This window comes from Burkholderia sp. IT-111MI5 (assembly GCF_949752865.1).
In the GTDB taxonomy this organism is placed as follows: domain Bacteria; phylum Pseudomonadota; class Gammaproteobacteria; order Burkholderiales; family Burkholderiaceae; genus Burkholderia; species Burkholderia pyrrocinia_C.
This window is the reverse complement of the sequence record NZ_CATKIF010000044.1, coordinates 444,768-468,414: the sequence shown is the minus strand read 5'-3', so window position 1 is coordinate 468,414 and position 23,647 is coordinate 444,768. Positions and strand designations below refer to the sequence as shown.

General features: G+C 68.9%; 21 protein-coding genes. 13 read left to right on the top strand and 8 right to left on the bottom strand.

What is annotated here, in order from left to right; all coding sequences use genetic code 11:
* Positions 1 to 206: 206 nt before the first annotated feature.
* The 4 genes from ACM6JT_RS26810 to ACM6JT_RS26795 all read left to right on the top strand — a co-directional run bounded on the left by ACM6JT_RS26810 (position 207) and on the right by ACM6JT_RS26795 (position 3,221).
* Positions 207 to 1,604: a sigma-54 interaction domain-containing protein gene (locus ACM6JT_RS26810; RefSeq protein ID WP_414857626.1), complete on the top strand. Its 1,398-nt coding sequence runs from the start codon at positions 207 to 209 to the stop codon at positions 1,602 to 1,604.
* 135 nt (positions 1,605 to 1,739) lie between these two features.
* Positions 1,740 to 2,303, top strand: a complete 564-nt coding sequence (locus ACM6JT_RS26805) for a DUF2975 domain-containing protein (protein ID WP_034181353.1) — start codon at positions 1,740 to 1,742, stop codon at positions 2,301 to 2,303.
* An 8-nt stretch (positions 2,304 to 2,311) separates the two neighbouring features.
* On the top strand, positions 2,312 to 2,536 hold the full coding sequence (locus ACM6JT_RS26800) for a helix-turn-helix domain-containing protein (protein WP_006488139.1): 225 nt from the start codon (positions 2,312 to 2,314) through the stop codon (positions 2,534 to 2,536).
* A 61-nt stretch (positions 2,537 to 2,597) separates the two neighbouring features.
* Positions 2,598 to 3,221: a hypothetical protein gene (locus ACM6JT_RS26795; RefSeq protein WP_414857625.1), complete on the top strand. Its 624-nt coding sequence runs from the start codon at positions 2,598 to 2,600 to the stop codon at positions 3,219 to 3,221.
* Between the two features lie 67 nt (positions 3,222 to 3,288).
* Here the strand turns inward: ACM6JT_RS26795 and ACM6JT_RS26790 are convergent, their stop codons facing one another.
* From ACM6JT_RS26790 to ACM6JT_RS26775, 4 genes are all read right to left on the bottom strand, one after another.
* Positions 3,289 to 4,317 (bottom strand): MerR family transcriptional regulator, encoded by a 1,029-nt coding sequence (locus ACM6JT_RS26790; RefSeq protein ID WP_105392583.1) that lies wholly within the window; start codon positions 4,315 to 4,317, stop codon positions 3,289 to 3,291.
* 119 nt (positions 4,318 to 4,436) lie between these two features.
* Entirely contained in the window at positions 4,437 to 6,002 is a 1,566-nt protein-coding gene (locus ACM6JT_RS26785) for an efflux transporter outer membrane subunit (protein WP_414857624.1), read from the bottom strand.
* A gap of 2 nt (positions 6,003 to 6,004) precedes the next feature.
* Positions 6,005 to 9,154 (bottom strand): efflux RND transporter permease subunit, encoded by a 3,150-nt coding sequence (locus ACM6JT_RS26780; RefSeq protein WP_175749467.1) that lies wholly within the window; start codon positions 9,152 to 9,154, stop codon positions 6,005 to 6,007.
* On the bottom strand, positions 9,151 to 10,260 hold the full coding sequence (locus ACM6JT_RS26775) for an efflux RND transporter periplasmic adaptor subunit (RefSeq protein ID WP_414857623.1): 1,110 nt from the start codon (positions 10,258 to 10,260) through the stop codon (positions 9,151 to 9,153). Before ACM6JT_RS26775 ends, ACM6JT_RS26780 begins: the two co-directional genes overlap by 4 nt.
* Before the next feature lie 178 nt (positions 10,261 to 10,438).
* Here ACM6JT_RS26775 and ACM6JT_RS26770 point away from each other — a divergent pair, with 178 nt between their 5' ends.
* The gene (locus tag ACM6JT_RS26770; protein ID WP_034181360.1) at positions 10,439 to 11,059 is read left to right on the top strand and encodes a TetR/AcrR family transcriptional regulator; all 621 of its coding nucleotides are present in this window, start codon (positions 10,439 to 10,441) and stop codon (positions 11,057 to 11,059) included.
* Positions 11,060 to 11,150: 91 nt separating this feature from the next.
* On the opposite strand, the gene ACM6JT_RS26765 is transcribed toward ACM6JT_RS26770, so the two are convergent.
* Together ACM6JT_RS26765 and ACM6JT_RS26760 are read right to left on the bottom strand one after the other, a co-directional pair.
* Positions 11,151 to 12,884, bottom strand: a complete 1,734-nt coding sequence (locus ACM6JT_RS26765) for a ClcB-like voltage-gated chloride channel protein (protein WP_414857660.1) — start codon at positions 12,882 to 12,884, stop codon at positions 11,151 to 11,153.
* A 103-nt stretch (positions 12,885 to 12,987) separates the two neighbouring features.
* Positions 12,988 to 14,055, bottom strand: a complete 1,068-nt coding sequence (locus ACM6JT_RS26760) for a YeiH family protein (RefSeq protein WP_175749466.1) — start codon at positions 14,053 to 14,055, stop codon at positions 12,988 to 12,990.
* Between the two features lie 111 nt (positions 14,056 to 14,166).
* On the opposite strand from ACM6JT_RS26760, the gene ACM6JT_RS26755 reads away from it, so the two are divergent.
* The 8 genes from ACM6JT_RS26755 (at position 14,167) to ACM6JT_RS26720 (ending at position 22,143) form a co-directional block, all read left to right on the top strand.
* Positions 14,167 to 15,060: a LysR family transcriptional regulator gene (locus tag ACM6JT_RS26755; protein WP_034181363.1), complete on the top strand. Its 894-nt coding sequence runs from the start codon at positions 14,167 to 14,169 to the stop codon at positions 15,058 to 15,060.
* A 160-nt stretch (positions 15,061 to 15,220) separates the two neighbouring features.
* A complete protein-coding gene (locus ACM6JT_RS26750; RefSeq protein ID WP_175749464.1) occupies positions 15,221 to 15,985 on the top strand; it encodes a TIM barrel protein in 765 nt (254 codons plus the stop codon).
* 28 nt (positions 15,986 to 16,013) lie between these two features.
* Positions 16,014 to 17,006, top strand: a complete 993-nt coding sequence (locus tag ACM6JT_RS26745; RefSeq protein WP_407970580.1) for a sugar kinase — start codon at positions 16,014 to 16,016, stop codon at positions 17,004 to 17,006.
* 158 nt (positions 17,007 to 17,164) lie between these two features.
* Complete coding sequence (locus ACM6JT_RS26740; protein WP_034181366.1) at positions 17,165 to 18,445, top strand: MFS transporter; 1,281 nt, start codon at positions 17,165 to 17,167, stop codon at positions 18,443 to 18,445.
* A 5-nt stretch (positions 18,446 to 18,450) separates the two neighbouring features.
* The gene (locus tag ACM6JT_RS26735; RefSeq protein WP_414857622.1) at positions 18,451 to 19,416 is read left to right on the top strand and encodes an NAD(P)-dependent oxidoreductase; all 966 of its coding nucleotides are present in this window, start codon (positions 18,451 to 18,453) and stop codon (positions 19,414 to 19,416) included.
* A 464-nt stretch (positions 19,417 to 19,880) separates the two neighbouring features.
* Complete coding sequence (locus tag ACM6JT_RS26730; protein WP_131948809.1) at positions 19,881 to 20,924, top strand: LacI family DNA-binding transcriptional regulator; 1,044 nt, start codon at positions 19,881 to 19,883, stop codon at positions 20,922 to 20,924.
* Positions 20,925 to 20,978: 54 nt separating this feature from the next.
* Entirely contained in the window at positions 20,979 to 21,767 is a 789-nt protein-coding gene (locus ACM6JT_RS26725; RefSeq protein ID WP_414857621.1) for a YhfC family intramembrane metalloprotease, read from the top strand.
* A 13-nt stretch (positions 21,768 to 21,780) separates the two neighbouring features.
* Positions 21,781 to 22,143, top strand: a complete 363-nt coding sequence (locus ACM6JT_RS26720; protein ID WP_034181369.1) for a DUF3022 domain-containing protein — start codon at positions 21,781 to 21,783, stop codon at positions 22,141 to 22,143.
* Between the two features lie 33 nt (positions 22,144 to 22,176).
* On the opposite strand, the gene ACM6JT_RS26715 is transcribed toward ACM6JT_RS26720, so the two are convergent.
* Positions 22,177 to 22,608, bottom strand: coding sequence for a PGDYG domain-containing protein (locus tag ACM6JT_RS26715; RefSeq protein WP_021160921.1), 432 nt, complete (start codon positions 22,606 to 22,608; stop codon positions 22,177 to 22,179).
* Positions 22,609 to 22,737: 129 nt separating this feature from the next.
* Positions 22,738 to 23,289, bottom strand: a complete 552-nt coding sequence (locus tag ACM6JT_RS26710) for a Spy/CpxP family protein refolding chaperone (RefSeq protein WP_217589560.1) — start codon at positions 23,287 to 23,289, stop codon at positions 22,738 to 22,740.
* Positions 23,290 to 23,647: the final 358 nt, after the last annotated feature.

The window sequence follows — 23,647 nt, the reverse complement described above, 5'->3', positions numbered from 1 at the left end:
GACTCAAGAAGCATGCCAAGCGGCACAGCGGTGCCGGCCGATAGGCCAGAGACTTGATTTGGTTCGGGTTTTCGGCACGGCCGAGGCGCTGCGCGGGCGTTGGCGCTAGCCGGTCGACCATGTGGACTGCCATATCTGGCAGTGTCGTGGCAGAATTGGCAGTCAGCCTGGCAGTCCGTCCGGCAGAACCGTCACCGAGCGTCCGCATGAATCCGCACGACACCATCCCGATCGTTCCCGCGCCGCGCCGCGATGTCACGCCCGACGTCCGCGCGCTCGTCGCCTATCTCGAGCAGGACCCGCAGCCGATGATCGTCGTCGATCCCGACTACCGCATCCTCGCGGCGAACGATGCGTACCGGCGCCAGTTCGGCGTGGCGGGCGTCGAGCACGTGGGCCGCCACTGCTTCCAGGTCTCGCATCACTACGACGTGCCGTGCGACCAGGCCGGCGAGCATTGCCCGATGAAGCAGGCGCTCGAATCGCGCGGGCTGAACCGCGTGCTGCACATCCACCACACGCCGCGCGGCCCCGAGCACGTCGACGTCGAGCTGCGGCCGATCTTCGATGCGGACGGCAACGTGATCGCGTATGTCGAGCGGCTGACGACGGTGCGCAGCGCGTCCGCGCAGCCGAGCGCGGAAGGGCTCGTCGGCGGCGCCGACGCGTTCAACGCGGCGCTCGGCGCACTGCAGCGCGTCGCGCCGTCGATGTTGCCGGTGCTGCTGCTCGGCGAGTCGGGTACCGGCAAGGAGCTGTTCGCCCGCGCGCTGCACGAGGCGAGCGATCGCGCGATGGGGCCGTTCGTCGTCGTCGATTGCTCGGGGATCGCCGAGACGCTGTTCGAGAGCGAACTGTTCGGCTATGAGAAGGGCGCGTTCACGGGCGCGAACCAGCGCAAGCCGGGCCTCGTCGAGACCGCGCAGGGCGGCACGCTGTTTCTCGACGAGATCGGCGACGTGCCGCTGCCGATGCAGGTGAAGCTGCTGCGGCTGATCGAGTCGGGCACGTTCCGGCGCGTCGGCGGCGTCGAGGCGCTGCGCGCCGATTTCCGGCTCGTTGCGGCCACGCACAAGCCGCTGCGCGAGATGATCGACGACGGCCGGTTCCGGCAGGACCTCTACTACCGGATCAACGCGTTCCCGATTCCGCTGCCGGCGCTGCGCGAACGGCAGGGCGACGTCGCGCTGCTGGCCGAATCGATCCTGCGGCGGATCGCGAACGCGCGCGCGAATGCGGGCGACGCGGGCGCGCGGCCGTTCGCGGCCCGGCCGTTCGTGCTGACCGAGCGCGCGCGTGCGTGCCTCGACGCGTATGCGTGGCCCGGCAACATTCGCGAGTTGCGCAACGTGCTCGAACGCGCATGCCTGTTCGCGGACGACGGGACGATCCGCGTCGAGCATCTGCCGGCCGAACTCGTGGCGGCATCGGTGGCGCAGCAGGATGGCGCGGGCGCGGCGGGCGCGCTGACGGATGCCGAACTGGTGCGGATCGCCGGCGAATTCACCGGCACACGCAAGGCGCTGGCCGAGCGCACGGGGATGAGCGAGCGCACGCTGTACCGGCGGTTGAAGGCGCTCGGGCTGGGCACGCGCGGCGGGTGAGCGGGTGTTCCGGTGTATCGATGACGAACATGCCCGGCAATCATAAATTCATGTCATGCGAAAAATAATTATCGTTTTACGATAAGTGTCGACGTACAATCGATGCGTGTTCACCACCATCGAAGAGGATGTCGCATGCATTCCGATCGTATTGCCCGCATCAGCCAGCGCATGGCTGCCGTCACGTTGTGGTTCATCGTCGCCATGCTGGTGCTCAACGCCGCTTGCTGGGCGTTTCCGTCGCTGAGCGCGGCCGACTCCGGGCCCGGTTTCGTATTCGGCCTCACGGACTCGGTAATGTCGAACCTGCACGTGGATGTCGCTGCTTTCCCGTGGTGGCAAAAGGCGGTCGGCATCCTGCTGTCGAGCGTGCCGCTCGTCGCGCTCGCGAACGGCCTGCGCCATCTGCGCGCGCTGTTCCGGACTTACGCGCGCCGTGACTATTTCTCCGCGCAGGCGGCAGGCCATCTCGGCAAGACGGGCCGTGCGATCGGCCTGTGGGTGCTGCTGAGCCTGTTGTGCGAACCGCTCCTGAGCGTGTGGGCGACGATGCGCGAGCCGGTCGGCCATCGCGTGGTCAGCATCGGCTTCAGCATGCCTTACGTTGTCGCGCTGTTTACGGCAGCCTGTATTGCGGTGATCGCGCATATTCTCCGGCAGGCGAGCGAGCTCGACGCCGAACATCGGCAGTTCGTCTGAGGCCCGCCATGACGATCGTGGTCAAGCTCGACGTGATGCTCGCGACCCGCAAGGTCCGCTCGAAGGATCTCGCGGCGGCGGTCGGCATCACCGAACAGAACCTGTCGTTGCTCAAGCAGGGGAAGGTCAAGGGCATCCGTTTCGCTACGCTCGAAGCCATCTGCCGCTATCTCGATTGCCAACCCGGCGACCTGCTCGCGTTCAGCGATGACGGCGGCGGCGAGCCCGACTGACGCATCGCCGTGGCGTACGGCCGACGCGGCGGCGCGACGGCGGCGGCTGGGCGTCGTCGCGGTGGCATTCGCAATCGCGGCGTCGATCCACGTGCTCGGATGGTTCGTGCTGCGCTGGGCGTCGCCGACGGTCGGTGCGACGAGGCCCGAGGTCGGGGCGCCGGCCCGGCCCGCGCTGAGCGTCGTGTTGATTCCGGCGCGGCCGGTCCAACCGCCGGCAACCGGCATGGCCGGACGCACCGGACGGAACGGGAAGGTGGGCGGCAATGGTCGAGCGACGGAACGTTCCGGCGCCGCCGCGAACGCGCGCATGCCGGCGCGTTCGCTTCCGGATGCATTCGGGACGCTGCATGCACGAACGGACGCGCCTGCCGGTGTCGCGCCGGATGGACGCGACAACCGGCCGGCTAACGCGTCGATGCCCGATGTCGACTGGGGGCGCGATCTGGCGTCGATCGGCGCGCGGCGCGCTTCAGGGCGCAGCACTGCCGACGCGGCGATCGACGCATTGGGTGCATCGTCCGGTCACGCGGCGCCGAGTCGCGATACCCTCGACGCCAGGTTGGCCGGGGGGATGTCACGCGCGCACCGCGTCGACTGCCGGAGCGCGTACTCGGGCGCCGGCCTCCTTGCGTTGCCGATGCTCGCACTGGATGCGGTTCGCGATACCGGCTGCAAGTGGTGACGCGGGCGGCCTGCCTCACGGGCCTGGCGGCGGCGCGCAGGCGACCTGCGTACGGCCACGTCGCTGATCAGCGTGCCGGCACCAACTGCGCCATCGCCTCGCGGATGAAACCGAGCAGCGTATCGTCGACCCACGCGTCCTTCGTCAGCGCCGGCTCGTTCATCATCGCGTGACGGAATTTCGCGTGCGTGGCCGGATCGTGGCCCGCATAGCTGCAGAACAGGTCGAGCCAGCGCTGCGCGAGCGCGCGGCCTTCCGGCGAATCGGGCTTCGCGCCCGCGTCGATCGCGTCGCGCACGTCGCCCATCAGTTGCGGCCATTCCATCGCGCGTTTGCCGTAGTGCGCCCGCATGAAGCGGATTTCGTCCGGCGCGAGATATTTCTCGAAGATCCGCATCTTCGTTTCGGCGGTCGCGCGCAGCACGTAGTCGCGCAACGCGGTCGAAATGCCGATCTTCGACTGCATCGCCGGTTCACGCTCGTGCATCAGGTTCAGCTTCGCCAGCAGACGCGGGTCGTTGTTCGTGTCGCGCACGAGCAGTGCCATCCAGCGGCCGGCGAGCGCGCGCACGCGCTCGTCCTCGGGCGGCACGCCCGCGTCGTGCAGCGCACGGACCTCGCCGACGAGCGCGATCCATTCCGCGTCGCCCGCCTGGCTCTTTCGGTACATCGGCATGCGCGCGAGTTCTTCCTCGGAAAAATATTTGTCGTACACGGTCATCAACTCCAGTGTGGTGAGCCAATCGGCCAGCTCCGGCTCCGTGCCCGCGGCGAGCTGCGCGTGCAGGCTCACGAGCCGCTCGCGCAGCTGCGCGGTTTGCGCGAGCTGGCGGTCGAGCAGCGCGATCTGCTTCGCGACGAGATCGACGAGCGGGGTGCCGGGCTGGTTCAGGTAGTCGCCGATTTCGGTGAGCGACAGTCCGAAGCGACGCAGCGCCTGGATCTGGTGGAGCCGGGCGATGTCGTGGCGGTCGTACAGCCGGTAGCCGTTGTCGGCACGTGCCGAAGGCGTCAGCAGACCGATCGCGTGATAGTGATGAAGCGTGCGGACGGTCAGCCCGCTGCGTTTCGCCAGTTCTCCCACTTTCAGCTGCATTCGTTCCTCCGTTCGGTACGCACACTGGAGTCTCGAACGTTACGCTACGTGAGGGTCAAGCGGAAGATCGAAAATCGGGCGCGCGTCGGGTTGCCCGCGCGCCCGATCGAAGGGCCGGCTTATTGCGGCGAAGGCGCGGTGTCGGGCGTGGCGGCGCGCGCTTCCTGGCCGGTTGCGGTGTCGCCGGCCGCGTTGCCGGTTTTGCCGGACTGATCGGCCTTGTCGGCCGGCGGCGTGCCCATCGCCTGATAGAGCCGCGCGGTATCCGCGAACCGCGCGCCGGTCGCGCGGATCTCGTCGAGCCGTGCGTTGCGGTACTGCAGCTCGCTGGCGCGCGCGGCCGACGGCGGCAGCGCGCCGAGCCGCACGCGGGCGGCCGCGTCGTCGTATGCGCCGCGTGCGGACAACGCGGCGCGGGACGATGCGTCGAGTGCCTCCGCATCGTGTTCGAGCGCCGCGAGCGAATCGGCGACGTTCTGGAACGCGCCGAGCACGGCCTGCTTGTACTGGTCGACCGCGGCTTCGTAGGCGGCCTTCGCCGCGCGGCGCTGCGCGAGCAGCGCGCCGCCGTGGAAGATCGGCTGGCTCAGCGACGCGCCGACGTTCCAGATCGCGCCGGCGCCCGACAGCATGGCCGGCCAGCTGAAGCCGCCTTTGCCCATCGCCGCCGACAGCGACAGTTGCGGGAACAGCTGCGCGGTCGCGACGCCCACTTCCGCAGCGGCCGCCTTCAGCCCCGCGTCGGCCGCCTGGATGTCCGGGCGGCTTTGCAGCAGGTCCGACGGCACGACGACGGGCACCTGCTCGGGCAGGTGCAGATCGGCGAGCGTGAGATCGGCCGGCGGCCGGTCGGGCGTGCGGCCGACCAGCACCGCGAGCGCATGGCGCGCCGAGTCGCGCTGCTGGCGCAGCGCGGGCAGGCTTGCCGCGAACGTGTCGGCGCTTTGCCGCGCGTTCAGCGCGTCGCTGCGCGACGCCGAGCCGAGCGCGTAGCGGCGTTCGGCGTCGTGCGCCTGGTCGTTCGCGAGCGCGACGAGCCGCTCGGTCGTATCGATCTGCGCGTTGAGCACCGACACCGTGATCGACGCGGTGACGATGTTCGCGGCCAGCGCGCGCCGCGCCGATTCGAGCTGGAACGCACTGACGTCGACGCGTTTCGCGAGCGCGCGGTTCGCGAAGCGGGAGGCGCCGAACAGGTCGACCGTGTAGCTCGCCTGCAGTTGCCCGACGAACGTGTCGTACAGCAGCGTCGGTGCGCCGAGCGCCGGAATCGGCACGCCGAGCGCACGCTGGCGCGTGGCCTGGCCGACCGCGTCGATCGACGGCAGCATCGAGCTGCCGATCTGCCCGCGCAACTGCTCGCGCGCGGCATCCAGCGAATGCGACGCCGCACTGAGCGTCGGGCTGTTGCGCAGCCCTTCGTCGACGAGCGCGTTCAGCGCATCGGAACGGTACTGCTTCCACCAGTCGGGCACCGGTTGCGCGCCGACTTCGAACTGCTGCGCGACGCCTTGCGCGGACACGGTCTGCTGGACTTGCGGCACCGCGCCGTAATGCGCGGGAGACGGCATCGCGGGCGGCTCGCCGCTCGGCGCGAACCACGCGCAGCCGGCCAGGGGGCCGGCGAGGCTCGCGGCTGCGAGCGCGCGCACGGCTTGGGTTTTCAGGTTCATCGACACATCCATGATCAGGCTCCCGACGGCGCGGCCGGCGTGCTGCCGTCATGCGGCGGGCCGTCCTGCGGGTCGCGTTCGTCGCGCTTCACGCGGAACCACGTCGCGTACAGCGCGGGCAGGTAGAACAGCGTCAGCACGGTCGCGCTCGTGATGCCGCCCATCAGCGCGGTCGCCATCGGCCCGAAGAAGTTCGAGCGCAGCAGCGGGATCAGCGCGAGCACGGCGGCCGCGGCCGTCAGCGTGATCGGGCGGAAGCGCCGCACCGTCGCGCCGATGATCGCGTCGACGCGGCCGTGGCCGACCGCGATGTCCTGCTCGATCTGGTCGACCAGGATCACCGAGTTGCGCATGATGATCCCGAACATCGCGATCACGCCGAGCATCGCGACGAAGCCGAACGGCTGCCCGAACAGCAGCAGCGTGGCGACCACGCCGATCAGCCCGAGCGGCGCGGTCAGCACGACCATCAGCACGCGCGAGAAGCTCTGCAGCTGGATCATCAGCAGCGTGAACACGGCGATCGCCATCAGCGGCATCTGCGCGTTGATCGAGTTCTGCGCCTTCGCGCTTTCCTCGACCGAGCCGCCGATGTTGATCTGATAGCCGACCGGCAGCTGCGCGCGCAGTGCGTTCAGCTTCGCGTCGACCGCGTGCGTGACGTCGATGCCCTGTGCGCCGGCGCGCACGTCCGACTGCACGGTGATGGTCGGCTGGCGGTCGCGTTCCCACACGACGCCGTATTCGAGCGTCGGCTCGAAGCGGCCGAGCGAGCCGAGCGGCACCGGGCCGTTCGGCGTCGGCAGCGCGAGGCCCGCGAGCTTCGCCGGATCGACGCGGTCGGCCTGCGGCGCGCGCAGGTCGACCGCGATCAGCTTGTCGCGCTCGCGGTACTGCGTGACGGTCGCGCCGGACAGCGTCATCGCGAGGAAGCTCGACACGTCCTGCGACGTCACGTTCAGCTCGCGCGCCTTCTTCTGATCGATCTCGAAGCGCACCGAGCGCTCGGCCGGCTCGTCCCAGTCGAACTGCACGTTGACCGTGCGCGCATCGCCGCGCATCGTCGCCGCGACCTTCTCGGCGATCGAGCGGACCGTCGCGATGCTGTCGCCGCTCACGCGGAACTGCACCGGATAGCCGACCGGCGGGCCGTTCTCGAGCCGCGACAGCCGCCAGCGCACGGCCGGGAACTTGTCGCGCAGCGTGGTTTCGAGCCAGGTCGCGAGCTTCTCGCGATCCTTGACCGATTTCGCGGTGATCACGAACTGCGCGAAGTTCGGCAGTTGCAGCTGCTGGTCGAGCGGCAGGTAGAAGCGCGGCGCGCCGCTGCCGACGAAGTTCACCGAATGATCGATCTCGGGGCGCTTGTCGATCGCCTTCTCGAGGCGTTCGGTTTCGCGCAGCGTCGCCGCGAACGACGCGCCCTCGGGCAGCCGCAGGTCGACCAGCAGCTCGGGCCGGTCGGAGCTCGGGAAGAACTGCTGCGGCACCAGCGAGAAGCCCATCAGCGACACGACGAACAGGGCGCCCGTGATCAGCAGCACGACGAAGCGCCGCTCGATGCACCAGTCGACCCAGCCGCGCAGCCGCCGGTAGAAGCGCGTGTCGTAGATGTCGTGCTCGTGGTCGTCGGGCAGGTGCGCTTCGTGCGCCTGCCGCTTGCGCTCGGGCAGCATGTGGTAGCCGAGCAGCGGGATCAGCACGACGGCCGCGAACCACGACGCGATCAGCGCGATCGCCGACACCTCGAAGATCGAGCGCGTGTATTCGCCGGTGCTCGATTTCGCGAGCGCGATCGGCAGGAAGCCCGACACCGTGACGAGCGTGCCCGTCAGCATCGGGAACGCGGTGCTGGTGTACGCGAACGCGGCGGCGCGCGCGCGCGTGTAGCCCTGTTCGAGCTTCACGGCCATCATCTCGACCGCGATGATCGCGTCGTCGACGAGCAGCCCGAGCGCGAGCACGAGCGTGCCGAGCGACACCTTGTGCAGCCCGATGTCGAACAGGTACATGAACAGGGCCGTGACCGCGAGCACGACCGGAATCGAGATCACGACGACCATCCCGGTGCGCAGGCCGAGCGATACGAGGCTCACGACCAGCACGATCGCGATGGCTTCGGCGACCGCCTCGAGGAAATCGTCGACCGAATGCGCGACCGCATGCGGCATGCTCGATACCTCGACCAGCTTGAGGCCGGCCGGCAACCGCGCCTGCAGGTCCTTAGATTCGGCGTCGAGCGCCTTGCCGAGCCGGATCACGTCGCCGCCCGGCTGCATCGTCACGCCGATGCCGAGCACGGCTTTTCCGCCAGCCCGCATCTGCGTGACGACCGGATCGTCGTAGCCGCGCTTGACCGTCGCGAGATCGCCGAGCCTGAACGTGCGGCCGTTGATGCGGATCAGCGTATCGGCGATCGCATTGACGTTGTCGAACTGGCCGCTCGGCCGCACGAACACGCGATCGTCGGCGGTCGTCAGCACGCCGGCCGACGAGATGTCGTTCTGCGCGTTGATCGCCTGCCCGAGCTGCTGCGGCGAGATGCCGAGGCGCGTGAGCTGCGCGTTGTTCACCTCGATGAAGATGCGCTGGTCGGGGTCGCCGAAATAGTCGACCTTGCCGACGCCCGGCACGCGCAGCAGCACGGTGCGCAACTGGTCCGCGTAGTCGTGCAGCTGCGCGGGCGAGAAGCCGTCGCCTTCGAGCGTCCAGATGTTGGTGTAGACGTCGCCGAATTCGTCGTTGAAGAACGGGCCCTGCACGCCGGGCGGCAGCGTATAGCCGATGTCGCCGACCTTCTTGCGGATCTGGTACCAGGTCTCGGGCACGTCCTTCACGGGCGCCGAATCCTTCATCGTAAAGAAGATCAGCGATTCGCCGGGGCGCGAATAGCTGCGCAGGAAGTCGATGGCCGGCGTTTCCTGCAGCTTGCGGCCGATCCGGTCGGTCACCTGTTCCTGCACCTGCCGCGCGGTCGCGCCGGGCCAGAACGTGCGGATCACCATCACGCGGAACGTGAACGGCGGGTCTTCGGACTGCGCGAGCCGCGTGTACGCGAGGATGCCCGCGAGCGTCGCGAGCGCGATCAGGTAGACGACGAGCGCCTGGTGGCGCAGCGCCCACGCCGACAGGTTGAACCGGCCTTCTTCGCGGGGGGTGCTCACGATGCGAAGTCCTCCGGATGCAGCGGCGCGATCGGGCGCACCTTCTCGCCCGCGCTGACCGTATGCACGCCCTGCAGCACGACGCGCTCGCCCGGCTGCAGCCCGTGCGACACGGTGACGGTGCGCTCGTTGAAGCGCGCGACGTCGACGCGGCGCAATTCGAGCGTGTCGTCCTTGGTGCGCACGACCCACACGGCCGGCTGCGCGCCGTCGTGGAACAGTGCGGTCGCGGGCAGCGTGATCGGCTGCGCGTCGCCGGCGGCCGGCGCGCCGTCGAATGCGACGTTCGCGGTCATGCCGAGGCGGATCGCCGGATCGGGCGCGGCGAGCGTGAGCTTCACGCGATAGGTGCGGCTTTGCGGATCGGCGGCCGGCGCGACTTCGCGCACCTTCGCGGCGAACTGGCGGCCCGGCAGCGACGGCAGCGTGACGGTCGCCGCATGGCCGGGCGCGAGCGACGCGAGCGCGGCCTCGGGCACGTCGCTGACGACGTCGACGTCGCCGGACCACGCGAGCTGGTAGACGGCCTGGCCGGCCGACACGTTCTGGCCGGTGTCGGCCTGTTCGGCGGTGATGTAGCCGGCATGATCGGCGACGAGCGTCGCGTAGCGGAGCTGGTTCTTCGCGAGCGCGAGTTGCTGCTGCGCCTGGTCGCGCTGCGCGAGCGCCGACGTGTAGCTGTTCTGGGTCTGCTCGAGCTGTGCGGTCGCGATCAGGTTTTCATGCGCCTGCGCGCGGTCGCGGTCGAGCTGCTGCTTCGCGAATGCGAGGGTGTGCGTCGCGGCATCGAGCTGCGCCTGCGCGCTCGCGGCGTTTTTCTCGACGTCGGACGGATCGAGCAGCGCGACGACCTGGCCGACCTTGACCGTATCGCCGAGCCGCACCTTGCGCTCGACGATCTTGCCGGCGATGCGGAACGACAGCGGCGTCGCGTAGCGCGGCTGGATTTCGCCGGGCAGCGTGCGCGCGACCGCGGCGCCATCGGCATGCGCGGGCAGCGCGACGACGGGGCGCGGCGCGGGCGGCGCGGATTCTTTCGGATGACAGGCGGCGACGAAGAGCGCGACGCCGATCAGCAGCGCGGCGCGGGAACCGGAGCGATTCACGAAACCCCCAGGGGAGATGGAGCGGAACGAAGCCGGCAAGCGCGACGGGCGCTTGCCCCATGCGGCGCCGGTAGCGGCGCGCGGACAACAATTTCAGAAACTGTGGCGGATTCTAATACACACCTGTATCTGAATGCAAAGGTGAATCCGAAGGGGTAATGGTGCTAGACTGCGCGCCATGAAACCACAGCGCTTAACTCGCGAGCAGAGCAGGGACCAGACGCGCGAACGTCTGCTGAAAGCTGCGCATCGTATTTTTCTGAAGAAAGGCTATGTGGCCGCGAGCGTCGAGGACATCGCGGCCGCGGCCGGCTATACGCGCGGCGCGTTCTACTCGAATTTCCGCAGCAAGTCGGACCTGCTGCTGGAGTTGCTGGAGCGCAACCATGAGGCGGTGCGGGCCGATTTCGAGGCGATCTTCGACGAGGGCGGGACGCGCGAACAGATGGAGTCGATGACGCTCGCGCATTACCGGACGCTGTTCCGCGACGACGAATTCTCGCTGCTGTGGGGCGAGGCGAAGCTGCAGGCCGCGCGCGACGCGAAATTCCGCGTGCGCTTCAACCAGTTCCTGCACGGCAAGCGGCTGCAGATGGCCGAATTCATCCAGCGCTTCGCCGAGCGCTCGGGCACGCCGCTGCTGCTGCCGGCCGAGACACTCGCGTTCGGGCTGATGTGCCTGTGCGATGGCGTGCAGTCGTACTACACGGCCGATCCGCAGCACGTGCCGGCCGACGTGGCCGAATCGGTGCTCGCGGGGTTCTTCGCACGGGTCGTGCTGGGGCGCGCGCCGGACTGAGCGGGGAAGCGGGTTCGCGGGCATCGTGTTCGCCCGCGGCAGGCTGCATGCGATGAAGCGGTGCGGTGCGACGCGAGCCGCACCGTGCGCGTCAGCGCTCGCTGGTCATCCGCCGGTACGCGTCGAGCAGCGACGTCTTGTAGACGACGCCCGCGAGCGTCGGCTCGGCTTCGCTTTCGATCACCGGCAGCCGTTCGCCCTGGAACGCCATGAAGCGTTCGAGAGCCGTCGCGAGCGGCATGTCGGGCGTGAGGAGCGGAAACGGCGTATGCGCGTAGTGCGCGGCGGTCTTGTCGGACGTGTCGCGCTTGTCGAGCAGGTCGGACGTGATGTCCTTCAGCGCGACCGCGCCGCGGAAGCGCCCGGCGTCGTCGGTCACGTACAGATACTTCACCGGATATTCGAGAAACACGCGCGTCATGTCGGCGACGCTCGCGGTGAGCGGCACGACCGTCTGCGCGGGCTGGATCAGCTCGCGCATCTGCGTGGTGCGCAGCCGCAGCCGTTCCTGCGCGTCCTGGTAGTGGTGCAGCGTGATCTCGTACATCGACGTCGTGCCCGTCGCGCGCGCGACGAAATACGCGAACACGCACGACACCAGCAGCGGCAGCACGACCTGGTAGCTCAGCGTCATCTCGAAGATCATCAGGATCGCCATCAGCGGCGCCTGCGTGGCGCCCGCCATGAACGCGCCCATCCCGACGATCGCATACGCGAAATACGCCGACGTATGGCCGGGCCACAGCGCTTCCATCGCGAGCCCGAACAGCGAACCGAACACCGCGCCGACGAACAGCGTCGGCGTGAAGACGCCGCCGATCGCGCCCGAGCCGGCGGTCGCGGCGGTCGCGATCACCTTGAACACGAGTACCGCGACGAGCGCCTGCCAGGTCCACGGCGAATGAAGGATGTGGTTCACGACGCTGTAGCCGTTGCCCCACACGTCCGGAATCCACACCGAGATCACGCCGACGACGAGGCCGCCGAGCGCGAGCCGCACGGGCAGCGGCACGGGCAGCCGCTTGAACTGGTTCTTCGACGCGTCGAGCAGGTGCAGGAACTGCGGCGCGAGCACGCCGCACAGCGCGCCGAGCACGACGAACAGCAGCACCTCGGGGCCGGTGACGGCCGGAAACACCGGCATTTCGTACGGCGGCCGGTAGCCGGCGAATTCGCGCATCACGATGTTCGCGACGACCGACGCGACGACCATCGGCCCGAAGCTCTCCATCGCGATCGTGCCGAGCACGATCTCCGACACGAAGAACGCGCCGGCGATCGGCGCGTTGTACGCGGACGTGATGCCGGCAGCTGCCCCGCACGCGACCAGCAGGCGCAGGCGCGGCGGGTCGAAGTGCACGAAGCGGCCGACGAGCGACGCGGCGAGCGCCGCGAGCTGCACCATCGGGCCTTCGCGGCCGATCGAGCCGCCGCTGCCGATCGTCAGCAGCGACGACACGCTGCGCCACAGGCTCTGCCGCACGGGCACGATGCCGTTGCCGAGCGCGACGGATTCCATGTAGTCGGTCTTGCCGGACGGCTTGTCGCCGCGTGTCGCGAGCAGCAGCACGCAGCCGGCGAGGAAGCCGCCCGCGGCCGGCATCCAGAACCGCACGTACCACGGCAGGCTCTTCGCCATCTGGACGAAACTGCCGCTGTGCCCGGAGATCAGGCGCTGCATCAGGTCGATGCCTTCGCGGAACGCCATGGTGGCGAAGGCGCCGCCGACGCCGACGATGGCCGACCAGATCAGCATCGTATGGGCGTCCGACAGGCGGAACAGCGTTTCGGCGCGAGTGCGCAGCTTCAGCAGGAACGAGAGCACGGCTGAAAGGGGGCGATGGAAAACGACGCGAAGCATAGCACCGCGCCGCGCCCGCGGGACCATCCCGTCGGGCGCGGCGCGCGAAGTGCTGCGGACAGGCGGCTCAGCCAAGCCAGTGCTGCACGGCCCAGGTGATCCCGTAGCCGCCGGCGATCAGCCACACGTACAGGATCAGGCCGGTCACCAGTGCGCGGGGGCCGGCTGCGCGGATCTGCGACACGCGCGTCTCGATGCCGAGCGCGGTCATCGCCATCGTCAGCGCGAAGGTGTCGAGCACGTTCAGCGTATGCGTGACGTCGGTGGGCAGCACGTTCAGCGAATTGACGATCACGAAGCCGAGGAAGCCGAGCGCGAACCAGGGCACCGCCACCTTGCGCTTGCCTTGCGCACCGCCGGCCGTGGCGCGGGCCGAGCGGGCGAGCCACCAGCCGAGCACCAGCAGCACCGGGACCAGCAGCATCACGCGCGTCATCTTGACGATCGTCGCGATGTGCGCGACCTGCGGGCTGATGTCGCTGGCTGCGCCGACCACCTGCGCGACCTCGTGGATCGTGCCGCCGAAGAACAGGCCGAGGCCGGCCGGATCGAGGTTCAGCAGCCCGGCGTGATACGCGATCGGGTACAGGAACATCGACAGCGTGCCGAACAGCACGACGCTACCCACGGCCATCGCGCTCTGGTGCGGCTTCGACTGCAGCGTCGACTCGAACGCGAGCACGGCGGCCGCGCCGCAGATCGCGCTGCCGGCGGCGGTCAGCAGCGCCGCGTCGCGGTCGAGCTTCATCAGCTTCATGCCGGCCCAGGTGCCGATCACGAGCGTGCTGACGACGACCAGCACCGAGACCATCAGGCCCGGCAGGCCGACCTGCGCGATTTCCTGCAGGCTCACGCGCAACCCGAAGAACGCGACCGCGATGCGCAGCAGCTTGCGCGCGGAGAAATTGACGCCGGCTGCCCAACTGGCCGGCATGCCGTCGCGCAGCGCATTGCCGTACAGCGCACCGGCGACGATGCCGACGATCAGCGGCGACAGGCCGAGCCCGGCGATCGCGGGGAGCTCGGACAGGCTCGTGACGGCGGCGGCGAACAGCGCGACGAACAGCACGCCGTTCAACTGGCCGCGCATCGACGGCGCGGCGTGGCTGAGATGGGGAGTCGGGGCAGTGGACATGGAGCACCGTAGTTGAGCGTGTTGCGATGCTGTAATCCTAATTTTGTTATATCGATATGAAAAATTGTGATTTGTGACGTAAACTATCCGGAAAGCCGATAATTCATCCCCATGACCCCGGATCAACTGATAACGTTCGCGGCCGTCGCCGAACACCTGAACATCAGCCGTGCCGCCGTGGCGCTGCATCTGTCGCAGCCGGCCGTGTCGGGCCAGTTGCGGCTGCTGCAGGACGAATTCGGCGAGCCGCTGTACCAGCGCGACGGCCGCGGCATCCGGCTGACGCCGGTCGGCGAACAGCTCGCGCAGTACGCGAAGGCGCAGCGCGACACGTTTGCGCAGGCGCGGGCGTTTCGCGACGCGGTGCGCGGCCTCGAGGCCGGCACGCTGCGGATCGGCGCGAGCACGACGCCGGCGAGTTATCTGCTGCCGTACCTGATCGCGGCGTTCCAGCCGCGCGCGCCGCGCGTGGCGATCCAGACGATGAGCGGCAATACGGCCGACGTGGTCGCCGCGCTGCCGTCGCTCGACATCGCGATGATCGAAGGGCCGCCCGGCGAGGCGCTGCCGCCCGGCACGGCCGTGCATGCGTGGCACGAGGACGAGATCGTCGCGATCGTGCCGGCCGACCATCCGCTGGCCGCGCCCGACTACGATGCGGGCGTGACGCTGGCCGCGCTCGCCGCCCATCCGCTCGTGCTGCGCGAGGAGGGCTCCGGCGTGCGGCAGCTCGTCGAGCGGGCGTTCGCGCATGGCGGCGCGCCGATGCGCGTGGCGTTCGAGATCGCGGGCGTCGAGGCCGTGAAGGAGGCCGTGCGTGCCGGGATGGGCGTCGGGTTCGTGTCCGCGATGTCGCTGCGTCACCAGGATGCGGCGCTCGTGCTGCGCTCGCTGGCGCCCGCGCCGCTCACGCGTCATTTCTCCATCCTCGTGCCGCATGGCGGCGCGCCGTCGCGGGTTGCCGCGCAGTTCCTTGAAATGAGTCTCGCGCAGGACCTCGCCTGAGCGGCCGAAGTCCGCCCGGAAACGTGCGATGCACGCCGGCGGACGCGCGTTCGCGTGGCGCCCGGCCCTAGGGATTTCCTCTATGGCGTGCGTTCGAAGCGAAGCGCACCATCCGTCTCAAGCAAATGGAACCGGTTCCATTCCGGTAAAAAAGGGCAAAATGGCAGACATCGTGATCGTGGCGAGCGCATTCGGGATGGACCGCGTGCGTCAGGAGGGCCACAGCGCATTCGTCGCGACCGCGGCGGCATCCGGTGCGACCGGTTTCGAGGTGAGGCGCGAGCTGTTCGTATCGGACGACGACACGACGCCCGGTGCGCTGGCCGCGCTCGGCGCGCAACTGGCCGGCCACGGGCTGTGGTCGGTCTATTCGACGCCGGCCACGCTGTACACGGAAACGGGCGCGCTCGATGCCGACGCATTGCGCGACGCGCTCGCGGAAGCCGACGCGCTCGGCGCGCGTTTCGTGAAATTCCAGCTCGGCGGTTTTGCAGGCGACGCGCACGCTGCCGACATCGTCGCGCTGTCGCGCGGCGCGCGTGCCCGCGTGGTGGTCGAGAACGGCCAGCTTCCGGTCGGCGGCGCGCTCGCGCAATTCCGCGGGCTGTTCGACGCACTGGCCGCGGCGGGCATGCCCGATGCGCTCGGGATGACGTTCGACATCGGCAACTGGCAGTGGCCGGGAGAAGCGCCGCTCGACTGCGCGCAGATGCTCGCGCCGCATGTGGAATACATTCATTGCAAGGCGGTCGCCGGCGAGGGCGCGCGCCGTTTCGCGGCCGCGCCGGCGCCGAACGACCCGCTCGTGACGGGCGTGCTCGCGGTGCTGCCGCAACATGCGCCGCGCGGCATCGAGTTTCCGTTCGACGCGGCCGACCTGGCGGGCGATGCATGCCGGCGCGTCGCTTGGCTTGCAACGGCGTGACGGCAGAAGGATCCTGAGGAGTTCACTCATGAAAGCAGCACTCGATGTCGTGACCTACGGCGAGGCGATGGCGATGTTCGTCGCGACCGAGCCCGGCCATCTCGCGCATGCGGCGCAATTCACGAAGCGGATCGCGGGCGCCGACCTGAACGTCGCGATCGGCCTGTCGCGGCTCGGCTACAGGGTCGGCTGGATGAGCCGCGTCGGCCGCGATTCATTCGGCGGCTACGTGCTCGACACGCTCGCACGCGAAGGCATCGACGCGTCGTGCGTGACCGTCGATCCGCGTTACCCGACCGGTTTCCAGCTGAAGTCGCGCAACGACGACGGCAGCGATCCGACCGTCGAATATTTCCGCAAGGGCTCGGCCGCAAGCCACCTGTCGTGCGACGACTACGTGGCCGACTACGTGCTCGGTGCGCGCCACCTGCACCTGACGGGTGTCGCGCCGGCGATCTCCGCGACGTCGTGCGAACTCGCGTTCCAGCTTGCGCGCGAGATGCGCGCGGCCGGCAAGACGATCTCGTTCGACCCGAACCTGCGCCCGACGCTGTGGCCGTCCGCCGACGTGATGGCGAAGACGCTGAACGCGCTCGCGACGCTCGCCGACTGGGTGCTGCCGGGCCTCGCCGAGGGGCGGCAGCTCACCGGGCACGACACGCCGGCCGACATCGCGGGCTTCTATCTCGCGCAAGGCGCGCGCGGCGTCGTGATCAAGCTCGGCGAGCAAGGCGCGTACTTCCGGACGGCCGACGGCCGCGAAGGCACGGTCGCGGGCGAGCGCGTCGAACGCGTCGTCGACACGGTCGGCGCCGGCGACGGCTTCGCGGTCGGCGTGGTCAGCGCGCTGCTGGAAGGCCGCAGCGTCGAACAGGCCGTCGCGCGCGGCAACCGGATCGGCGCGCTTGCGATCCAGGTGATCGGCGATTCGGAAGGCTTGCCGACGCGCGAAGCACTCGACCGGCTCGAAAATGTCAGCAATCGCGCCGATCGCTTAGAGGAAACCGTCACCGCGCAATGAGAGGCCGAACACGGCACAATCCGCGGATTCATTTCGTGCATCAAGCACCGCTTTGCGTGAGACCGGACGGCAAAGCAGGCGACCGGAGCGGTGCTGACGCACCGGTTTCGGCCGCCAAGCGCTGAAGCGCCAGCCCGGTCAACAAAGGAGACATTCTGATGGCAACCAATCTCGCAGCCCGACGCTGGTGGACGATCATGCCGATCGTGTTCATCACGTACAGCCTCGCTTACCTCGACCGCGCGAACTACGGGTTCGCGGCTGCGGCCGGCATCAACCAGGATCTCGGGATCGGCAAGGGCCTGTCGTCGCTGATCGGCGCGCTGTTCTTCCTCGGTTATTTCTTCTTCCAGATTCCCGGCGCGATCTATGCGGAACGCCGCAGCGTGAAGAAGCTCGTGTTCGTCAGCCTCGTGCTGTGGGGCGCTTGCGCGGCGCTCACCGGCGTGGTCAGCAACATCCCGTCGCTGATGGCGATCCGCTTCGTGCTCGGCGTCGTCGAGGCGGCCGTGATGCCGGCGATGCTGATCTACATCAGCAACTGGTTCACGAAGAGCGAGCGCTCGCGCGCGAACACGTTCCTGATCCTCGGCAACCCGGTCACCGTGCTGTGGATGTCGATCGTGTCGGGCTATCTCGTGCATGAATTCGGCTGGCGCCACATGTTCATCGCCGAAGGCGTGCCGGCCATCCTCTGGGCCGTGTGCTGGTGGTTCCTCGTGCAGGACAAGCCGGCCGATTCGCCGTGGCTCACCGCGCAGGAAAAGCGCGACCTCGACGCCGCGCTCGCGGCCGAGCAGGCGGCGATCAAGCCCGTACGCAACTATGGCGAGGCGTTCCGCTCGCCGGCCGTGATCAAGCTGTGCGCGCAGTATTTCTGCTGGAGCATCGGCGTGTACGGCTTCGTGCTGTGGCTGCCGTCGATCGTCAAGAACGGCTCCGACCTCGGGATGGTCGCGACCGGCTGGCTGTCCGCGCTGCCGTATCTTGCGGCGACGATCGCGATGCTCGCCGCCTCGTGGGCGTCCGACAAGGTCGGCTCGCGCCGCGGCTTCGTATGGCCGTTCCTGCTGATCGGCGCGGCCGCGTTTGCCGCGTCGTATGCGCTCGGCTCGTCGCATTTCTGGATCTCGTATGCGCTGCTGGTGGTCGCGGGCGCGGCGATGTACGCGCCGTACGGCCCGTTCTTTGCGATCGTGCCGGAGCTGCTGCCGAAGAACGTCGCCGGCGGCGCGATGGCGTTGATCAACAGCATGGGCGCGCTCGGTTCGTTCGTCGGCTCGTACTTCGTCGGCTACCTGAACGGCGCGACTGGGTCGCCCGTCGCGTCGTACGCGTTCATGAGCGCCGCGCTCGTCGCCGCGGTGATCCTCACGCTGTCCGTCAAACCCCAGGCGCGCGATGCGCATCCGCTCGCCGCGCCGCTGCAAGGAAAATGAAACTGATGAAGCCTCGTATCGTCGCGTACAAGCCGCTGCCCGATGACGTTCTCGCGTACCTGCGCGAGCATGCGGACGTCGTGCAGGCCGACGGCGCCGACGCGCTCGCCGATGCGCTCGGCAACGCGGACGGCGCGATCGGCGCGAGCCTGAAGGTCACGCCGCAGATGCTCGACCGCGCACCGCGGCTGAAGGCCTGGTCGACGATCTCGGTCGGCTACGACAACTTCGACGTCGCGGATCTCACGCGGCGCGGGATCGTGCTCGCGCATACGCCGGACGTGCTGACCGAGTCGACCGCCGATACGGTGTTTTCGCTGATCCTGGCGTCCGCGCGACGCGTGGTCGAGCTGGCCGAGTGGGTGAAGGCCGGCCACTGGCATCGCAGCATCGGCCCGGACCTGTACGGCACCGACGTGCAGGGCAAGACGCTCGGCATCGTCGGGCTCGGGCGGATCGGCGGCGCGGTCGCGCGCCGCGCGGCGCTCGGCTTCCGGATGCAGGTGCTGTACGCGAACCGGTCCGCGCATGCCGAAGCCGAGACGCAGTACGGCGCGCGGCGCGTGACGCTCGACGAACTGCTCGCGCAGTCGGATTTCGTGTGCCTGCAGGTGCCGCTGTCGCCGGAAACGCACCACCTGATCGGCGCGGCCGAATTCGCGAAGATGAAGCGCGGTGCAATCCTGATCAATGCGTCGCGCGGGCCCGTCGTCGACGAAGCAGCGCTGGTCGACGCGCTGCGCGCGGGCACGATCCGCGGTGCGGGGCTCGACGTGTTCGAGAAGGAGCCGCTGCCGGCGGATTCGCCGCTGCTGCAGATGAAGAATGTCGTCGCGCTGCCGCATATCGGCTCGGCGACGCACGAGACGCGCCACGCGATGGCGCGCTGCGCCGCGGAAAACCTGGTCGGCGCGCTGGCCGGCACGCTGCGCGCGAATCTCGTCAATCCGGATGCGCTCGCGCGGGCCTGAGCCGCGTCGGGTAACAGGGCGACAGCCGGCCGGCGGGGTGCCGGTGCCGTTAGAGGCGATGGTCTTGGTGCCGGAGGGCTGGCTGCGTTATGATCGCCCGCTTGTCGCATCGACGGCCCGGCAATGCTGCCGGCGGCGTCCGGCGACGGGCATCCGCGCCAGGTCCGGTGCGGCCGACTGCTTTTGCACGTGACTGGAGCGGGCGCCGATGCGCCGGCGCCGATCGACCGCGACGCATGGGACCAGCGTAAGCGCTGAAGGGCTGACGCTGGTCGACCGCGACGCATGGGACCAGCGTAAGCGCTGAAGGGCTGACGCTGGTCGACCGCGAAGCATGGGACCAGCGTAAGCGCTAAAGCGCTAACGCTGGTCGACAGAGGAGTCCGCCGGGTGGCTTACGTTTCCAACAACAAAGGTCCGTCCGCTCACGAAGCGGCACGGATCGTACGTCGTGAGGCACGACAGTGACCGATTCGCATCCTTCCACGCCGCGTCCGGCGACGATCAGCGATGTCGCACGCGAGGCAGGCACGGGCAAGACCAGCGTTTCGCGCTACCTGAACGGCGAAACGCATGTGCTGTCCGTCGATCTGCGCCAGCGGATCGAGGCGGCGATCGCGCGCCTCAACTACCGGCCGAACCAGATGGCGCGCGGGCTCAAGCGCGGCCGCAACCGGCTGCTCGGCATGCTCGCGGCCGACCTGACCAATCCTTACACCGTCGAAGTGCTGCAGGGCGTCGAGGCCGCGTGCCACGCGCTCGGCTACATGCCGCTCATCTGTCACGCGGCGAACGAGGTCGAGATGGAGCGCCGCTTCCTGCAGCTGCTCACGACCTACCGTGTCGAAGGGCTGATCGTCAACGCGCTCGGCGCCGAAGAGGACGTGCTGCGCCCGCTGCGCGGCGCCGGCATCCCGGCCGTGCTCGTCGACCGGACGGTCGAGGGCTTCGAGGCCGACCTGATCGGCCTCGACAACGCCGATGCGATCGAGACGGCGGTCGCGCACCTGATCGAGCACGGCTTCGACGCGATCCATTTCGTCGTGCAGCCGTTCGAGCACGTCAGCTCGCGGCGCTTGCGCGAGGCCGCGTTCCGCGCGGCGCTGGGCGCGCGCGGGCTGCCGGTGCCGGCGACGGTCGTGCTCGACCTGAACGAGCCGGACGCGGCCGCGGCGGCACTCGCCGACCTCGATACGCGCATCGACGATGCGACGCGGCGCGGCGTGCGCGCGGCGTTGTTCGCCGCGAACGCGCCGGTCGCGCTCGCGATCGCGCGCCACCTGCGCGCGCGTTTCGGCGCCGCGTGGCAGCAGAAGGCCGCGCTGCTGTCGATCGACGATCCGGAATGGGCCGAGCTGATCGGCATCACGACGATCCGTCAGCCGACCTACGAAATCGGCTACAAGGCCGTCGAATTCGTGCACGAGCGGATCGACGGCGCAGCGGGCGACGTGCGCGTCGCGATGCTGCCGGGCGAGCTGATCGCGCGCGCGTCGACCGCAAGCTGAGTATCATGCGGGGCACGCAGCGCGCCAGGTGCGCTGCCCCGAACAAGGAAATACATGACTGTCGCTCCCGTCACGCTGGCGGTGCTGATCGCCGCCACGCTGATCATCGCGCTGCTGCCGCTCGTTCTCTTCCGACTCCTGCGCAAGCCGCTCGCGCTCAACCGCCGCGACACGATCGTCGGCGTCGCCGTCTTCACGCTGTTTGCGATGATCGTCGAACGCGCGTTCCACGGGCTCGTGCTGAGCCAGACGCCGGCGGATGGCTGGCTGACGCAGCCGCTCGCGTTCGTCGCATACAGCGCGCTCGCGACCGCCGTATTCGAGGAAGTCGGCCGTTATCTCGGGATGCGTTTCCTGAACCGGCGCTACGGCACGTCGGCCGGCGACGGTCGCGCGATCGGCTACGGGATCGGCCACGGCGGCGCCGAAGCGTGGTTCGTCGGCGTGCTCGTATGGGGCCAGTGGTCGTATCTCGCGTGGCTGGCAAGCCGCGGCCAGCTCGAGACGCAGCTTTCCGACCTGCCGGGCGATACCGTCGTTAGGCTGCACGTGATGCTCGCGACGCTGTCGGCACAGTCGATCCTGCTGTTGCTGCTCGAACGCTGCGCGGCGTTCGTGCTGCAGCTTGCGCTGTCGGTGCTGATGTGGCGCGGCGTGCGCGCCGGCCGTGCGGGCGTGCTGCCGCTCGCGATCGTGCTGCATGCGCTCGCCGCGGCGCCGGCGCTGCTGTACCAGGTGCGCGTGCTGCCGGCCGCATGGGTCGAGGCTGCGTATTTCGTGCTGGCCGCGATCCTGGTCGTCGTGATGGTGAAGACGTGCCGGCCGCCGCGTACGGCTGCCTGACGGGAGAGACGGGATGGACGACTATCTGATCGAATGCCGGAGCGCCGAATTCGACGCGCTCGCGCGCGTGATCTGCGATCTCTTTCCGGAGCAGACGCGCTTCGCCGAAAGCAGCGACGAGCGCGGGCGGTTCCTGTCCGTGCACTGGCTCGCGATGCGTTTCGGCGCGACGCCGAAGCGGATGACGCTCGATATCCGCATCGTGCCGGCCGCGCTCGCGCGTTATCTCGCGCTCAAGCCGATGCAGCGCGCGCGCAGCCATGCGGTGCTGCATGCGTATACGGAAGCGATGCTCGGGTCGCTCGAGGAGCGCCACGCGGCCGGCGAGGCCGTCGAGCGCAGCGCGGAACTCGAACTCGACGAAGACTTTGCGTGAGCATGCGCGCCGGCTTCATGCCGGCGCGGTGGATTACGCGTCGCGGTAGACCTGTGCGAAGCGCTGCGCCTGCACGACGCCGTAATCGCCGGGTGCGTACTGCATTACCCAGTCGCCGGCGACACCGCGCAGCGTGTCGCCGTTTTCCGAGCGGGCGATCGTAAACGGCTCGTCCATCCGGCGTGCGAGCACGACGGCCGGCCGGTTCCGGTAGGCGCCCGGTGCGCCGTGCGCGAGTGCCGGATCGGCGGGCAGGTATTTGGCGTCGAAGCGCGCGCGCGACACGACCCAGCGGTCGCCGGTCGAGCCCGTGATCAGCGCGTCGCCCGCGACATAGCGGTTCGGGCCTTCGAGGCTCATCAGTTCGCCGTCTGCGTCCGCGAATGAAACGGCGACGGTTTCGTCCTTGACGACGCGACGGGCCTGCGGGTCGGTACGCAGATCGATGTGCTTGAGTTCGAGCATGGCGAGGAAGTGCGGGAAAAGCCGGGAGCTTATCCCGAATTCGGCGCGCCGTGTGACGCGCCGATCGCCGGCAGGACGCGCGGCGCCGTTCGGCCCGTAACGGGCAGCTCGGCGCCGGCGGGGAGGGCGTCAGGGTTGCGCGGGTGCGCTTGCGGCCGGCGCGGCTGCCGCCTTGCCTTCCTTGGCCTTCGTCTTGCCCTTGCCGCGGTGCTCGCCGCCATGGTTCAGCCAGCTGCGGAACGTCGTGTCGGCCAGCGCCTTCTGCTCGGCCGGGAAGCTCGCGTAGAGCGGCGCGAATGCGTCGGAGAGCTTTTTCGCGCCGTCGGCGTTCGCCTGCGACAGTTCCGCATACTGCTTCATGTCGTCGAGCGCGGAGACGTCGTGCTTGGCCATCCGGTCGCGATAGAGGCGGCCCATCGTTTCGCCGTTGTCGCGCATCGTGTCGGCGAACGTCTTCCATTGCGGTTCCTGCGCCGACGTGATCTTCAACTGGTCGTGCAGGTACTTGATGCGCTGCTCGACGCGCGCTTCGTGGCGTGCCGCGCGCTGCTCGGCGCTCGGGGCCGATGCTGCGGCCGCAGCCGTCGTGGCCGGAGCGGGCGCTTGCGGCTGCGCCGGGGTTTGCGCGAACGCGCTGGCTGCAACGGCGAGCGTAGCGAGGGTGAGCGAGATTTTCTTCATGGTTGGCTCTCCGGGGTGGTGTCTTGCGAGCGGGCGCGGCGGCAATTGCCGCAAGCACGCATCTCGCGTCGCACATTATTAGTAGCACGTTGCGTGCAGCGCGGTAGTGAATGCGACACTTGCTTACATCCGATACGAATCGAAATTGAAAGGGACATGGCGGATCGGCGCGGGGCTGGCGATGGTCCGGCACGTACCGGCGACGGGCTCGGCAAGCGAGAGCGCGATTCGGGTGCGGTCGTTGCGCACCGACAAGGCAGCGCGACCGCATGACGGCGCGCGATTGAGCAGTCGTGCGATGCCGTTTGGGCGTACCGGCGTTCGGCGCTATCATCGCGTCACCTTCCACTTAGCCGGC

Coding starts and splice junctions, on each gene's coding strand:
- ACM6JT_RS26810 (WP_414857626.1), top strand. CDS start 207: ATGAATCCGCACGACACCATCCCGATCGTTCCCGCGCCGCGCCGCGAT.
- ACM6JT_RS26805 (WP_034181353.1), top strand. CDS start 1,740: ATGCATTCCGATCGTATTGCCCGCATCAGCCAGCGCATGGCTGCCGTC.
- ACM6JT_RS26800 (WP_006488139.1), top strand. CDS start 2,312: ATGACGATCGTGGTCAAGCTCGACGTGATGCTCGCGACCCGCAAGGTC.
- ACM6JT_RS26790 (WP_105392583.1), bottom strand. CDS start 4,317: ATGCAGCTGAAAGTGGGAGAACTGGCGAAACGCAGCGGGCTGACCGTC.
- ACM6JT_RS26785 (WP_414857624.1), bottom strand. CDS start 6,002: ATGGATGTGTCGATGAACCTGAAAACCCAAGCCGTGCGCGCGCTCGCA.
- ACM6JT_RS26770 (WP_034181360.1), top strand. CDS start 10,439: ATGAAACCACAGCGCTTAACTCGCGAGCAGAGCAGGGACCAGACGCGC.
- ACM6JT_RS26760 (WP_175749466.1), bottom strand. CDS start 14,055: ATGTCCACTGCCCCGACTCCCCATCTCAGCCACGCCGCGCCGTCGATG.
- ACM6JT_RS26755 (WP_034181363.1), top strand. CDS start 14,167: ATGACCCCGGATCAACTGATAACGTTCGCGGCCGTCGCCGAACACCTG.
- ACM6JT_RS26750 (WP_175749464.1), top strand. CDS start 15,221: ATGGCAGACATCGTGATCGTGGCGAGCGCATTCGGGATGGACCGCGTG.
- ACM6JT_RS26745 (WP_407970580.1), top strand. CDS start 16,014: ATGAAAGCAGCACTCGATGTCGTGACCTACGGCGAGGCGATGGCGATG.
- ACM6JT_RS26740 (WP_034181366.1), top strand. CDS start 17,165: ATGGCAACCAATCTCGCAGCCCGACGCTGGTGGACGATCATGCCGATC.
- ACM6JT_RS26735 (WP_414857622.1), top strand. CDS start 18,451: ATGAAGCCTCGTATCGTCGCGTACAAGCCGCTGCCCGATGACGTTCTC.
- ACM6JT_RS26725 (WP_414857621.1), top strand. CDS start 20,979: ATGACTGTCGCTCCCGTCACGCTGGCGGTGCTGATCGCCGCCACGCTG.
- ACM6JT_RS26720 (WP_034181369.1), top strand. CDS start 21,781: ATGGACGACTATCTGATCGAATGCCGGAGCGCCGAATTCGACGCGCTC.
- ACM6JT_RS26715 (WP_021160921.1), bottom strand. CDS start 22,608: ATGCTCGAACTCAAGCACATCGATCTGCGTACCGACCCGCAGGCCCGT.
- ACM6JT_RS26710 (WP_217589560.1), bottom strand. CDS start 23,289: ATGAAGAAAATCTCGCTCACCCTCGCTACGCTCGCCGTTGCAGCCAGC.